We start from the raw sequence: 13,719 nt of genomic DNA, 5'->3' as shown, positions 1-13,719 counted from the left end.
CGGGTATGTGCCAGCATTCCATCGCCAATATCGATATCAATAAAGATTACGACGAGAGCCTGGGCACCGAAGAGGTGCACTATCAGTCGTTTTCCCGCATGGCGGCCTTTTTTGGCCGCGACATGCAGGCGCATCGCCACGACCGCTATTTCCAGATGCACTATCTTGATACCGGGCAGATTGAGCTGCAGCTTGATGACCATCGCTATTCGGTGCAGGCGCCATTGTTTGTGTTAACGCCGCCCTCGGTGCCGCACGCCTTTATTACCGAGTCCGATAGCGATGGCCATGTGCTGACGGTGCACGAAGAACTCATCTGGCCGCTGCTGGAGGTGCTCTATCCCGGCACGCGGGAGACCTTCGGCCTGCCGGGGATCTGCCTGTCGCTGGCGGACAAACCCGACGAGCTGGCGGCGCTGACCCACTACTGGCAGCTGATCCGCCGGGAATCCACCGCCCAGTTGCCGGGGCGCGAGCACACCCTGGCGCTGCTGGCGCAGGCGGTCTTTACCCTGCTTTTGCGTAACGCAAAGCTCGACGATCACGCCGCCAGCGGCATGCGCGGCGAGCTGAAGCTATTCCAGCGCTTTAACCAGATGATCGACAGCCACTACCATCAGCACTGGACGGTACCGGATTACGCCAGGGAACTGCACCTGACCGAATCGCGGCTGACCGATATCTGTCGCCGCTTTGCCAACCGTTCGCCCAAACGGCTGATATTCGACCGCCAGCTGCGCGAGGCGAAGCGCCTGCTGCTGTTCTCCGATAGCGCCGTCAATGAGATAGCCTGGCAGCTGGGGTTTAAAGACCCCGCTTATTTTGCGCGCTTTTTTAGCCGCCAGGTCGGCTGCTCGCCCAGCAGCTACCGGGCGCAAAAAGTACCGGTATCGTAATTCCCCGCTGGCGCTGCGCCTGCCGGGCGATGGTCCACAGGTCGGTTCAGCGCCGCGTCAGCCGACAAACGCTGCAGAGATCACAAAATTCACTCCCGCCTGAAAAGTACCCGTCGTTGTCGCAAACGTCCCTTCACGACAAGCGCAATAACCGCTTCAATTGAACAACAAAAACAAAACATATATTTAACATCATTTTCCGATAAATACTGAAGAGGCCCCTATGAAACCTGAAGATTTCCGCGCCGACGCGAAACGCCCGTTAACTGGCGAAGAGTATTTAAAAAGCCTGCAGGATGGCCGCGAAATTTATATCTACGGCGAGCGCGTGAAGGATGTCACCACCCACCCGGCCTTCCGTAACGCCGCGGCCTCCGTCGCTCAACTGTACGATGCACTGCACAAACCGGAGATGCAGGATTCCCTGTGCTGGGGCACCGATACCGGCAGCGGCGGCTACACCCACAAATTCTTCCGCGTGGCGAAAAGCGCCGACGATCTGCGCCAGCAGCGCGACGCCATCGCCGAGTGGTCGCGCCTAAGCTACGGCTGGATGGGCCGCACCCCGGACTATAAAGCCGCCTTCGGCTGCGCGCTGGGCGCCAACCCGGCGTTTTACGGCCAGTTCGAGCAGAACGCCCGCAACTGGTACACCCGCATTCAGGAAACCGGCCTGTACTTTAACCATGCGATCGTCAACCCGCCGATCGACCGCCACAAGCCGGCCGATGAAGTGAAGGACGTCTACATCAAGCTGGAAAAAGAGACCGATGCCGGGATCATCGTCAGCGGCGCGAAAGTGGTCGCCACCAACTCGGCGCTGACCCACTACAACATGATCGGCTTCGGCTCCGCGCAGGTGATGGGCGAAAACCCGGACTTCGCGCTGATGTTCGTCGCGCCGATGGACGCCGAAGGCGTCAAGCTGATCTCCCGCGCCTCCTATGAGATGGTCGCCGGCGCGACCGGCTCCCCGTACGACTATCCGCTCTCCAGCCGTTTCGACGAGAACGACGCGATTCTGGTAATGGATAAGGTGCTGATCCCATGGGAGAACGTGCTGATTTATCGCGACTTCGACCGCTGCCGCCGCTGGACCATGGAAGGGGGTTTCGCCCGCATGTACCCGCTGCAGGCCTGCGTACGTCTGGCGGTAAAACTGGACTTTATCACCGCCCTGCTGAAGCGCTCGCTGGAATGTACCGGCACCCTCGAGTTCCGCGGCGTGCAGGCCGACCTCGGCGAAGTGGTGGCATGGCGCAACATGTTCTGGGCGCTGAGCGATTCCATGTGCTCGGAAGCGACGCCGTGGGTCAACGGCGCATGGCTGCCGGATCACGCCGCGCTGCAGACCTATCGCGTGATGGCCCCGATGGCCTACGCCAAGATCAAGAACATCATCGAGCGCAACGTCACCAGCGGCCTGATTTATCTGCCGTCCAGCGCCCGCGATCTGAACAACCCGCAGATTGACCAGTATCTGGCGAAGTATGTGCGCGGCTCCAACGGTATGGATCACGTTGAACGTATCAAGATCCTCAAACTGATGTGGGACGCCATCGGCAGCGAGTTCGGCGGCCGCCACGAGCTGTATGAAATCAACTACTCCGGTAGCCAGGATGAGATTCGCCTGCAGTGTCTGCGCCAGGCGCAGAGCTCCGGCAATATGGACAAGATGATGGCGATGGTCGACCGCTGCCTGTCCGAGTACGACCAGAACGGCTGGACGGTGCCGCATCTGCACAATAACGCTGATATCAACATGTTGGATAAGCTGCTGAAGTAATTCGCAGCGGGAGGTCATAATGCAATTAGATGAACAACGCCTGCGTTTTCGCGATGCCATGGCCAGCCTGTCGGCGGCGGTTAACGTGGTCACCACCGCAGGCGAAGCCGGCCGCTGCGGGATTACCGCCACGGCGGTGTGCTCGGTGACGGATACGCCGCCCTCGGTGATGGTGTGTATCAACGCCAACAGCGCGATGAACCCGGTGTTTCAGGGCAACGGCAAGTTGTGCATCAACGTGCTGAACCATGAACAGGAAATCATGGCCCGTCATTTCGCCGGGATGACCGGGGTGACGATGGAAGAGCGTTTTGCCCTCAGCGGCTGGCAGCAGGGCGCGCTCGGGCAGCCGGTGCTGAAGGGGTCGCTGGCCAGTCTCGAAGGGGAGATTAGCCAGGTACAAACCATCGGCACCCACCTGGTCTATCTGGTAGAAATCAGGAATATAACCCTGAGCCAGCAGGGCCACGGGCTGATCTACTTTAAGCGCCGCTTCCACCCGGTAATGATGGAAATGGAAGTCGCAGTGTAATCGCCTTGTCTGCTCCTCCCCGGTTGGGGAGGAGCGTTAACCCACAGCGTCGCAGGCCACAATCTCCTGTGATCACAATCACATAATCCCGCCCTGTTCACTTCGTAGCCAACCGCTTACCCCTTCCAGTAACCGCTTAACCTCCTATACAACCACTCACCCATTTACTCATCTTTACGCGCGCGCCGGTCTGGCAAGATCGGAGGCAGCCTAGCTAATCAATACCTCCATCAACTCTTACTTAAAACCAGACGGCTTCGGCCAATTATTCATCTCATTAACGCCAGGTTTTACTATGGATACCAAAAAACTATTCAAGCACATACCCTGGGTGATTCTCGGGATCATCGGGGCATTTTGCCTCTCAGTCGTCGCCCTGCGCCGCGGTGAGCACGTCAGTGCCCTGTGGATCGTGGTGGCGTCGGTTTCCGTGTACCTCGTCGCCTACCGGTATTACAGCCTGTATATCGCGCAGAAGGTGATGAAGCTAGACCCGACGCGCTCCACGCCGGCGGTCATTAATAACGATGGCCTGAACTATGTGCCGACCAACCGCTACGTGCTGTTTGGCCACCACTTTGCCGCGATTGCCGGCGCCGGTCCGCTGGTGGGCCCGGTGCTCGCCGCGCAGATGGGCTACCTGCCGGGTACCCTGTGGCTGCTGGCGGGCGTCGTGCTGGCAGGCGCGGTACAGGACTTTATGGTGCTGTTTATCTCCTCACGGCGTAACGGCGCCTCGCTGGGCGAGATGATCAAACAGGAGATGGGCCCCATACCGGGCTCCATCGCGCTGTTCGGCTGCTTCCTGATAATGATCATCATCCTCGCGGTGCTGGCGCTGATCGTGGTGAAAGCGCTGGCGGAAAGCCCGTGGGGCGTCTTCACCGTCTGCTCGACGGTGCCTATTGCCCTGTTTATGGGGATCTACATGCGCTTCCTGCGCCCGGGCCGCGTAGGCGAAGTATCGGTCATCGGTATCGTCCTGCTGGTGGCGTCTATTTACTTCGGCGGCGTGATTGCCCACGACCCGTACTGGGGCCCGGCGCTGACCTTTAAAGACACCACCATCACCTTTACCCTGATTGGCTACGCGTTTATCTCGGCTCTGCTGCCGGTATGGCTGATTCTGGCGCCGCGCGACTACCTGGCGACCTTCCTGAAAATCGGCGTCATCGTTGGCCTGGCGCTGGGTATCGTGATCCTTAACCCGGACCTGAAAATGCCGGCGGTGACCCAGTACATTGACGGTACCGGTCCGCTGTGGAAAGGCGCCCTGTTCCCGTTCCTGTTTATCACTATTGCCTGCGGCGCGGTCTCCGGCTTCCACGCCCTGATCGCCTCCGGCACCACGCCGAAGCTGCTGGCTAACGAAACCGACGCCCGTTTTATCGGCTACGGCGCGATGCTGATGGAGTCCTTCGTGGCGGTGATGGCGCTGGTGGCGGCATCAATTATCGAACCGGGTCTCTACTTCGCGATGAACACTCCGCCGGCGGGTCTGGGCATCACCATGCCGAACCTGCACGAAATGGGCGGTGAAAACGCCGCGCTGATTGCCGCCCAGCTGAGGGATGTCACCGCTCACGCGGCAGCGACCGTCAGCTCCTGGGGCTTCGTAATTTCACCAGAGCAGATCCTGCAGACGGCGAAAGATATCGGCGAACCGTCAGTACTGAACCGCGCGGGCGGCGCGCCGACGCTGGCCGTGGGTATCGCTCATGTGTTCCACAAAATCATCCCGATGGCGGATATGGGCTTCTGGTACCACTTCGGTATCCTGTTTGAAGCGCTGTTTATCCTCACCGCGCTGGATGCGGGGACCCGCGCAGGCCGCTTTATGCTGCAGGATCTGCTGGGTAACTTCGTGCCGTTCCTGAAAAAAACCGACTCGCTGGTCGCCGGGATTATCGGTACCGCCGGCTGCGTCGGGCTGTGGGGCTACCTGCTGTATCAGGGCGTGGTCGACCCGCTGGGCGGCGTGAAGAGCCTGTGGCCGCTGTTCGGTATCTCTAACCAGATGCTGGCCGCGGTGGCGCTGGTGCTTGGCACCGTGGTGCTGGTCAAAATGCAGCGCACCAAATATATCTGGGTCACCGTGATCCCGGCTGCGTGGCTGCTGCTGTGCACCACCTGGGCGCTGGGCCTGAAGCTGTTCAGCACCAACCCGCAGATGGAAGGCTTCTTCTTTATGGCTCAGCAGTATAAAGAGAAGATCGCTTCCGGCGGCGAACTGACCGCACAGCAGATTGCCAACATGAACCATATCGTGGTCAACAACTACACCAACGCCGGCCTGAGTATCCTGTTCCTGGTGGTGGTGTACAGCATCATCTTCTACGGCATCAAAACCTGGCTCACTGTCCGCAACAATAAAGTGCGTACCGACAAAGAGACCCCGTACGTGCCGGTACCGGAAGGCGGCGTGAAGACCTCGTCACATCATTAACCCCGATGCCGGATGGCGCTACGCTTATCCGGCCTACAAAAAAGCGCATCAACGTAGGCCGGAGAAGGCGCTAGCCGCCATCCGGCTTTATTCGTTATCTGGAACTTACAATGTTTGGTAACTTAGGTCAGGCAAAAAAATATCTCGGTCAGGCGGCGAAAATGCTGATTGGCATTCCGGATTACGACAACTACGTCACCCATATGCAAACCAACCATCCGGATCAGCCGTACATGACTTATGAAGAATTCTTCCGCGAACGCCAGCAGGCCCGCTACGGCGGCGACGGCAAAGGCGGCGTCCGCTGCTGTTAATGGAGGCAATAATGGCACCGATTGCAGTCACCCTACTCACCGGTTTTCTCGGCGCAGGTAAAACCACCCTGTTGCGCCATATTCTTAACGAACAGCACGGCTTTAAAATCGCCGTGATTGAAAATGAATTTGGCGAAGTCGCCGTTGACGATCAGCTGATCGGCGACCGCGCCACGCAGATTAAAACCCTGACCAACGGCTGCATCTGCTGTACGCGCTCCAACGAACTGGAAGACGCCCTGCTCGATCTGCTCGACAGCCGCGACCGCGGTGAAATCGAGTTCGACCGGCTGGTGATTGAATGCACCGGCATGGCCGACCCCGGGCCGATTATCCAGACCTTTTTCTCCCACGAGGTGCTTTGCGAGCGCTATCTGCTGGATGGCGTGATCGCCCTGGTGGATGCGGTCCATGCCGACCAGCAGATGGATCAGTTCACCATCGCCCAGTCGCAGGTAGGCTATGCAGACCGCATTTTGCTGACCAAAACTGATGTTGCCGGCGACACCGAAAAATTGCGCGAACGGCTGGCGCGCATTAATGCCCGGGCGCCGATTTATACCGTCATTCACGGCGATATCGATCTTAGCCAGTTGTTTAACACCAGCGGCTTTATGCTGGAAGAGAACGTCGTAAACAGCAAACCGCGTTTCCACTTTATGGCAGAGAAGCAAAACGACGTGTCATCAATCGTGGTTGAGATGGATTACCCGGTGGATATCAGCGAAGTGTCGCGTGTAATGGAAAATCTGCTGCTCTCCTTCGCCGAGCAATTGATGCGCTATAAAGGGATGCTGTGGATCGACGGCGAGCCAAATCGCCTGCTGTTCCAGGGCGTGCAGCGCCTCTACAGCGCCGACTGGGATCGCCCGTGGGGCGATGAAACGCCGCACAGCACGCTGGTGTTTATCGGCATTCAGTTGCCGGAAGAGGAGATTCGCGCGGCATTTGCCGGGCTACGACGCTAATCTGCCCGCCTGCGCGCTAAGGCGCAGGCCCCTTCTCTCCCCGTACATCGTCAAAGACAGGGATAAAACGTCGTCATCGCGTCGAAAAATGTAAATCAACGTTTTTATAAGTAACAGCAGAAACACTTTTGCAAATAATAAGAAATTCAATGAATAGGATGCTTAATAATTAATGCCCGCCCTGTTCAGTTTCTGTTTAGCCCACCCATTAAACTGTGGCTAAACAGACCAAATTTGATGATTGACCTCGCCGTAACCCAACGTCATTACAACATTTTCAAAACACCTTCCTGACAAATACAGCATAAAAAATCGACGTAAGTCACATTTGCAGAGGTAAACATCGATTGTTAAGGTGCCCTCAGACAAATTTAATGACGAGGAGCAAACCATGAAAAAGCTTAACATCCTGATTGTTGCTGCCCTGACCGCGGTCTCTGGTTCCGCCATGGCAATGGGGTTTACCGTTGAACAAGGTAAGAATTTTACCAACCTGAATATGGAAATGGGTAAATCCTCTTCCGGCCTGTATGCCGAAAGCCACTGGCTGAAGAATACCGATGATGGTAGCCAGACCGGCGGCGTTGGCGCGGGTTACAATCTGGAAGTTGGCCCGGTGATGCTCAACGCTGGCGCGAAAGCTATCTACCTCGGGCCGAAAAAAGGCGATAACGGCGTCGCGTTTCCGGTCGGCGGCGGAGTCAACGTGGCCCTGACCGACAGCATCCACGTGTTTGGCGAAGGGTATGTCGCCCCCGACGGCCTGAACAACAGCGTGAAAAACTATGTTGAGGCGAACGGCGGCGTGAGCTGGTCCCCGGTTGGTCCACTGACCCTGAAGGTCGGTTACCGTCACGTGAGCGTTGACGGCAAAGAGGGCCGCCCAAACCACACCCTGATTGATGGCGCCTACGTGGGCGGCGGGATTACCTTCTGATGAAATCACGTCTCGCCGCGCTCTCTGCGCTGAGCCTGGCGTTGCTGCTCACCGGCTGCACTCAGTATACCTGGGTGAAGCCGGGTTTAAGCGATGCCGACATGCATAAAAAGCTCACCGAATGTGAAGCGCAGGCCCTGGTCGATCTCCCTCCGGATAACGTGGTGACCGGGTCCAGTTCAGAAAAAACCGACAAAAAGCATAAGAAACAGGATGTTGAAACAAGTTATACGGTAGAAGACGCGAATGAATATCAGCGGGAGACCTTAGTCGACAGCTGTATGTTCAAAAGCGGCTGGGATAAAGTCGAAGTGCAATAAATCTATTATAAAAAAACCTGCCGGATGGCAGGTTTTTTTATGGTCGGGCTTAGCGGCGAACCACCACCAGCTTTTGGTTCACAAACTCTTTGATGCCGAGATCGGAGAGCTCCCGGCCATAACCGGAACGCTTCACGCCGCCAAACGGCAGTTCAGGCGCGGTATCGGTCAGCCAGTTGATATAGACCATCCCGGTTTCAATGGCGGATGCCATCCGTTTAGCGCGTTCGATATCCTGACTGAACACCGCGCCGCCCAGGCCATAGTGAGAATCGTTGGCAAGCGCAATCGCCTCCTCATCGTTTTTCACCACGTAGATCTGCGCCACCGGGCCAAAGAACTCTTCGAAGTACGCCGGGTTGTCGCGGGTGATACCGGTCAGGATAGTGGGTTCAAAGAAGTTACCGTCTCGCGCCACGGGTTTGCCGCCCAGATGCAGCGTGGCGCCGTTTTTGACCGCCTCGTCAACCTGCTTGCTTAAGGTTTCCAGCGCATCTTTAGAGGAGAGCGGCCCCAGCGTGGTGCTTTCATCCAGCGGATCGCCTATTTTTACCTGGCGAAACGCCTCGCTAAATTTCGTCAGAAACGACTCAGCGATGTTCTCATGCAGGATAAACCGCTTGGCGGCAGTACACACCTGGCCGGCGTTGTTCAGCCGCGCCTGGACGCCGATTTTCACCGCGCGATCGAGGTCGGCATCGTCGAGCACCACAAACACATCGTTGCCGCCGAGTTCCAGGGTCGATTTTTTAATATGCTTCGCCGCCTGCGCCGCCACCACGCTGCCAGCTTTTTCCGACCCGGTCAGCGCCGCGCCCTGCACACGATCGTCGGCGATAATCTTCGCCACCTGATCCTGGGAGATAAACAGATTGGTCCACGCCCCATCTGGTGCGCCGGCCTCGCGCACCAGATGAGCGAAGGTCTCCGCGCAGTGCGGCACAATGCTGGCGTGTTTGGCGATAACCGGGTTCCCGGCCGCCAGGTTTGGCGCCAGGACGCGCATCAGCTGATAATAGGGGAAGTTCCACGGTTCCACCGCCACTAATACGCCGATGGGATGGTGTTCAACCCAGGCGTCGCCGAGTTCGGTGGGGTATTTCACCGGCGCCAGCATCGATTTGGCGTTATCGGCGTAATAGCGGGCGATTTGCGCGCACAGTTTTACTTCGCCGCGGCTCTGCTTAATGAGTTTCCCCATCTCCTCGCTGGCGATTTTCGCCAGATCTTCCGCCCGGCTGTCGATCAGATCCGCCAGCTTATGCAGCACCGCCAGACGCGGTTCAATATCGCCTTTCGCCCAGGCAGAATGATAGAGCGCATCCGCCTGCCGCAGCGCCGCCTCCACGTCCGCATCGCTGTGCGCTGGGTACGTTTTAATAAGCTGATTGTTCGCAGGATTCACCGTCTGATAGGCCATATCGCATGTCTCCTTGTTATCGCTATTAAGGCAGTCAAAAATGCCGTTAAGGATATTAAGAGTAGTCGAGATGGCTGGCGATGCGGGTAAAGTTAGGTATATCCGGAATATTCCATAACGGTGGCTAACCGGGGCGACCGTCAGGCCGTCCCGGCGTTATCAATGCGCCAGCGCGGCGATCTCGTCGGCGGTCAGGCCGGTGATTTTCACCACCGTCTCGCGGGCAATGCCGTCGGCCAGCATCCTCTGGGCAATGCGCAGCGCCTCGGCATGCTGTCCTTCACGCTTGCCTTTTCTGCGCCACACTTCCTGTAATCGTTCGGCGATGGTCATCAATCTCTCCCTGTGCTGAGGAACCCGTTGCGCCACTTCCTGGATAAACCGGCCAAAGCGACGCGCGTTGCCAGTCTGCAGCAGATAATTAAACAGCGTTTTTATCTGCCTGTCATTAGCGTCACCGCTAAGTAAAATCGTCGTCAGCTGCTCAACAATCGCCATTAAATCGCGCTGGCGAATATGCTTTTGTATCAGCTCGAGTAATGCCACGCGCCGGTGACGAACGATCTCATCGTCGGGGATCACCGTGATATCCACCAGCGGAAAGGGCGAGGCATAAAGCTCCCTCGCCAGCTGTGGATCGGCAAAGCAGTCCAGCCAGCTGAGCGACCACGGGCATGGCGTGGTCGCTCCGTGATAGAACAGCATCGGCACCACCAGCGGCAGTCTGGTATGACCGCTATCCAGATGGCGCTGCATCGCGGCGATGGCGTAGCGCATCAGGCGAAAAGCCATTTGCACGTCCGGCGAGCTCTGATGTTCGATAACCACATAAATGTATCCCTTGCCAGACGCGGTTTTGAGTGACCACAGCACATCGGAGTACCAGGCCCGCAGGCTCTCCTCGATAAAGCTTGCCGACTCCAGCTGTAAGGTATCGAGGTCGCAGCGCTGACGCAGCGCAGGCGGTAGATGGATCGCCAGGAAATCACGCGCGATGTCGGCCTGAGTGAGAAACTGTTTAAACACCGCATCATGCGGCGTCGAGGTGGTGCCCTTTGCCATCGGCTCATCCCTGCCTGCTTATCCTGCAGGGACTCTACCTCCCATGAATGTCGCTGACACCCCGGAAACCGGGATTTTACATTCCGCGACGAAAACATTTTTCCCCGGACTGCAAGCGTGACATCCTTTTTCGACGCGGTACGCAAATCCCGGCGGGCGACAGCCTCGGCGCAGCATGCTATAAACGATTTATCCCCTCAGCAAAGGTCGATGCGGTGAACCATACCCGAGATATTCCCCAAACCTTCTGGCGAGACGAACGCCTGCCGTGGCTGGAGCTGCGCAGCACCTGGGGCAGCCGTCAGGCCTATAAGCGCCACAGCCACCCGCAGCTCTCGGTGGGGGCGATTATCGACGGTGAAACGCGCTGCCTGTGCAATGGTCAGGAATATCTCCTGCAGCCCGGGGATCTGATCGTGATCCCGCCGCACGCGCCGCATAGCTGTAATCCGCTGCGTGACCGGCCGCGCAGCTATCATATGCTGTACCTGGAGGCGGCATGGTGCCATGCGCAGCGTCCGGATATTCCCCCTGGCGCCAGTATCACCTCGCCGCAGCCGCTGCTGCGCGACAGCCCTCTCTTTGCCTGCTTTCAGCAGATTGTCGCCCTGATGAGCCGCGGCCGCATTGAGCAACTGCCCGCCCGGCTGGCGCAGCTCCTGCACGCGCTGCCGCTGTGCGCCGCCGCGCCGCAGGCGCCACATCACGCCAGCGCCCTGCTGTTTCAGCGCCTGGCGACAGATCTGCCGGCGCCGCCATCGCTGGATAAGCTGGCCCACGACAGCGCGCTACGTAAAGAGACCGTTATCCGCGCCGTGAAACAGGATACCGGCCTGACGCCCGCCAGTTTGATCAATATGGCGCGCATTGAATATGCGAAAACGCGATTACGTGCCGGGGACCCTATTGCCGACGTCGGCTATCAGGCCGGCTTTGCCGATCAGAGCCATTTCCATAAAACCTTCGTCAGTTATACCGCCGCCACGCCGCGGCAGTATGCGCAAAGCCGATCAATTTCCGACAATAAGTAATTTTCCACCTGGCGTAGGGTGGCCTCAGCACCATTATCGAGGCCACTATGAATACCTTATCGACTCTCTTCCCCGCCGCCTTTCCGGCGTTAGCCCTGTCCCACTTTGTCGCTCTGCTCAGCCCGGGCCCCGATTTTTTTCTGCTGGTCGGTTACGCTGTACGCTACCGGATCCGCGGCAGCCTCGGACTGTGTCTCGGCATCGCCGCCGGGAATGCGTTGTATATAGTCCTGGCCATCGTTGGCTGGGGGCTTCTGCGCCAGGCGCCGCTGCTGTTTTTGCTCATCGAGCTGTTGGGCGCAGGCTATTTACTGTGGATTGGCAGCCTGCTGATTCGCAGCCGTCCCGCGGCGCTGGCGGTGGAGAGCGTTCGCGCATCGTGTCCGGGGTTCGGCAAGCAGCTGCTGCTGGGGCTGGGGTCATCGCTGCTCAACCCGAAGAACGCGCTGTTTTATCTGGCGCTGATGACCTCCCTGCTGGGGCCGGCGGTTACCTTGCTGCAGCAAACGGTAAGTGGCCTGTGGATGGTCAGCGTGGTGTTCTTCTGGGATTTACTGCTGGTGAGCGCGATTGCGCTGCCGCAGGTGCAGCACCGCCTGAGCGCCATCGTCTGGCGGGTCGAGCGGGCGGCGGGGGCGATCCTGATGATGTTCGGTCTGTGGATTATCTGGCGATTTTTGCACGACCTCGCCGTCAGGTTATATGCTTAAGTTTATGGAAAAACTCGCTGAACTGAAACGCGCCAAACTGCTGGCGCTGTCGCTGCTGCTGATCGCCGCCGCGCTATTTATCACCACCCTGCTGCTGCCGCCGACGCCATGGGTCAGCGCGCTGAAGGCCATTTCCGAAGCGGCGATGGTCGGGGCGCTGGCCGACTGGTTTGCGGTGGTGGCCCTGTTTCGTCGTATTCCGCTGCCCTTTGTCGCCCGCCATACCGCGATTATCCCGCGCAACAAAGATCGCATCGCCGACAACCTCGGCCGCTTTGTGGAAGAGAAGTTCCTCGATACCCCGTCGCTGGTGGCGCTGATCCGCCGCTATCAACCAGCTCTGATGCTCGGCAACTGGTTCAGCCAGCCGGAGAACGCCCGGCGGGTCGGCCAGCACCTGCTACAGGTGATGAGCGGTTTTCTCGAACTGACCGATGACGCCCGCATTCAGCGCCTGCTGCGGCGCGCGGTGCATAAGGCGATCGATAAGGTCGACCTGACGCAGACCAGCGCCATGATGCTGGAGGGGCTGACCCGCGACAACCGCCATCAAAAGCTGCTGGATTCGCTGATAAATCAGCTGATCGCCCTGCTGCAGCGCGACAGCTCCCGCGCCTTTATCGCCCGCGGCATCGTGCGCTGGCTGGAGACCGAACACCCGCTGAAGGCCAGGCTATTACCCACCGAGTGGCTCGGCGAGCACAGCGCCGAGATGGTCACCGACGCCGTGAATACCCTGCTGGACGAGGTCACTCACGATCGCACCCACCAGATCCGCCAGACCTTTGACCGCGCGACGCAAAAGCTAATCGATAACCTGAAATCCGACCCGGAACTGGCGCAGAAGGCCGATAACATCAAAGCCTGGCTGAAAAATGATGAGACCTTCAACCGCTATCTTGGCGAAGTGTGGGGCGACCTGCGCGGTTGGGTAAAAAACGATATCAGCAGCGACGACTCGCGTATCAAGCAGCGCATCGCCGAGGCTGGCCAGTGGTTCGGTGAAACCTTACTCCGCGACGATGCGCTGCGCGAATCGCTTAACGAACACCTGGAGCAGGCTGCGCACCGGGTGGCGCCGGAGTTCGCCGCCTTCCTCACTCGGCATATCAGCGACACGGTGAAGAGCTGGGACGCCCGCGATATGTCGCGGCAGATCGAGCTTAATATCGGTAAAGATCTGCAGTTCATCCGCATCAACGGCACCCTGGTCGGGGGAACCATCGGCCTGTTGTTGTGGCTGCTCTCGCAGATCCCGTCGCTGCTGCATCTGCATATTGGTTAGCAATGATACTAT

The 13,719-nt window shown here is 58.4% G+C and carries 13 protein-coding genes; 11 read left to right on the top strand and 2 right to left on the bottom strand.

The features are described from left to right. Positions 1 to 5: 5 nt before the first annotated feature. The 8 genes from hpaA (at position 6) to MKR05_RS23020 (ending at position 8,199) form a co-directional block, all read left to right on the top strand. A complete protein-coding gene (gene hpaA / locus MKR05_RS23055; protein ID WP_032454759.1) occupies positions 6 to 896 on the top strand; it encodes a 4-hydroxyphenylacetate catabolism regulatory protein HpaA in 891 nt (296 codons plus the stop codon). A 223-nt stretch (positions 897 to 1,119) separates the two neighbouring features. Further along, complete coding sequence (gene hpaB / locus MKR05_RS23050) at positions 1,120 to 2,682, top strand: 4-hydroxyphenylacetate 3-monooxygenase, oxygenase component (protein WP_002887473.1); 1,563 nt, start codon at positions 1,120 to 1,122, stop codon at positions 2,680 to 2,682. A 19-nt stretch (positions 2,683 to 2,701) separates the two neighbouring features. Then, positions 2,702 to 3,214, top strand: a complete 513-nt coding sequence (locus MKR05_RS23045) for a 4-hydroxyphenylacetate 3-monooxygenase reductase subunit (RefSeq protein WP_023291846.1) — start codon at positions 2,702 to 2,704, stop codon at positions 3,212 to 3,214. Positions 3,215 to 3,509: 295 nt separating this feature from the next. Further along, positions 3,510 to 5,660 carry a pyruvate/proton symporter BtsT gene (gene btsT, locus MKR05_RS23040; protein WP_101989792.1) on the top strand — a complete coding sequence of 717 codons (2,151 nt, stop codon included), beginning with the start codon at positions 3,510 to 3,512 and terminating at the stop codon, positions 5,658 to 5,660. A gap of 110 nt (positions 5,661 to 5,770) precedes the next feature. Further along, positions 5,771 to 5,974, top strand: coding sequence for a YbdD/YjiX family protein (locus tag MKR05_RS23035; protein WP_002887451.1), 204 nt, complete (start codon positions 5,771 to 5,773; stop codon positions 5,972 to 5,974). 11 nt (positions 5,975 to 5,985) lie between these two features. Then, positions 5,986 to 6,942, top strand: a complete 957-nt coding sequence (gene yjiA / locus MKR05_RS23030) for a GTPase (RefSeq protein WP_023291844.1) — start codon at positions 5,986 to 5,988, stop codon at positions 6,940 to 6,942. 391 nt (positions 6,943 to 7,333) lie between these two features. Further along, a complete protein-coding gene (locus MKR05_RS23025) occupies positions 7,334 to 7,879 on the top strand; it encodes a YfaZ family outer membrane protein (protein WP_023291843.1) in 546 nt (181 codons plus the stop codon). Continuing rightward, positions 7,879 to 8,199, top strand: coding sequence for a hypothetical protein (locus MKR05_RS23020; protein ID WP_023291842.1), 321 nt, complete (start codon positions 7,879 to 7,881; stop codon positions 8,197 to 8,199). The genes MKR05_RS23025 and MKR05_RS23020 overlap by 1 nt, the downstream gene beginning before the upstream one ends. A 49-nt stretch (positions 8,200 to 8,248) precedes the next feature. On the opposite strand, the gene MKR05_RS23015 is transcribed toward MKR05_RS23020, so the two are convergent. Together MKR05_RS23015 and MKR05_RS23010 are read right to left on the bottom strand one after the other, a co-directional pair. After that, positions 8,249 to 9,619 carry an NAD-dependent succinate-semialdehyde dehydrogenase gene (locus MKR05_RS23015; RefSeq protein WP_048296596.1) on the bottom strand — a complete coding sequence of 457 codons (1,371 nt, stop codon included), beginning with the start codon at positions 9,617 to 9,619 and terminating at the stop codon, positions 8,249 to 8,251. 159 nt (positions 9,620 to 9,778) lie between these two features. After that, entirely contained in the window at positions 9,779 to 10,681 is a 903-nt protein-coding gene (locus tag MKR05_RS23010; RefSeq protein WP_101989791.1) for an Rpn family recombination-promoting nuclease/putative transposase, read from the bottom strand. A 215-nt stretch (positions 10,682 to 10,896) separates the two neighbouring features. Here MKR05_RS23010 and MKR05_RS23005 point away from each other — a divergent pair, with 215 nt between their 5' ends. From MKR05_RS23005 to MKR05_RS22995, 3 genes are read left to right on the top strand one after another with little or no spacing between them, the layout of a single operon-like run. Next, complete coding sequence (locus MKR05_RS23005) at positions 10,897 to 11,712, top strand: AraC family transcriptional regulator (protein WP_101989790.1); 816 nt, start codon at positions 10,897 to 10,899, stop codon at positions 11,710 to 11,712. A gap of 47 nt (positions 11,713 to 11,759) precedes the next feature. After that, on the top strand, positions 11,760 to 12,422 hold the full coding sequence (locus MKR05_RS23000) for a LysE family translocator (protein WP_023291838.1): 663 nt from the start codon (positions 11,760 to 11,762) through the stop codon (positions 12,420 to 12,422). After that, a complete protein-coding gene (locus tag MKR05_RS22995; protein WP_023291837.1) occupies positions 12,415 to 13,707 on the top strand; it encodes a DUF445 domain-containing protein in 1,293 nt (430 codons plus the stop codon). The genes MKR05_RS23000 and MKR05_RS22995 overlap by 8 nt, the downstream gene beginning before the upstream one ends. Positions 13,708 to 13,719 lie beyond the last annotated feature (12 nt).

Source organism: Klebsiella sp. K5-204, assembly GCF_030128585.1.
GTDB classification, from domain to species: Bacteria; Pseudomonadota; Gammaproteobacteria; order Enterobacterales; family Enterobacteriaceae; genus Klebsiella; species Klebsiella quasipneumoniae.
This window is presented reverse-complemented; position numbering and strand designations above follow the sequence as displayed.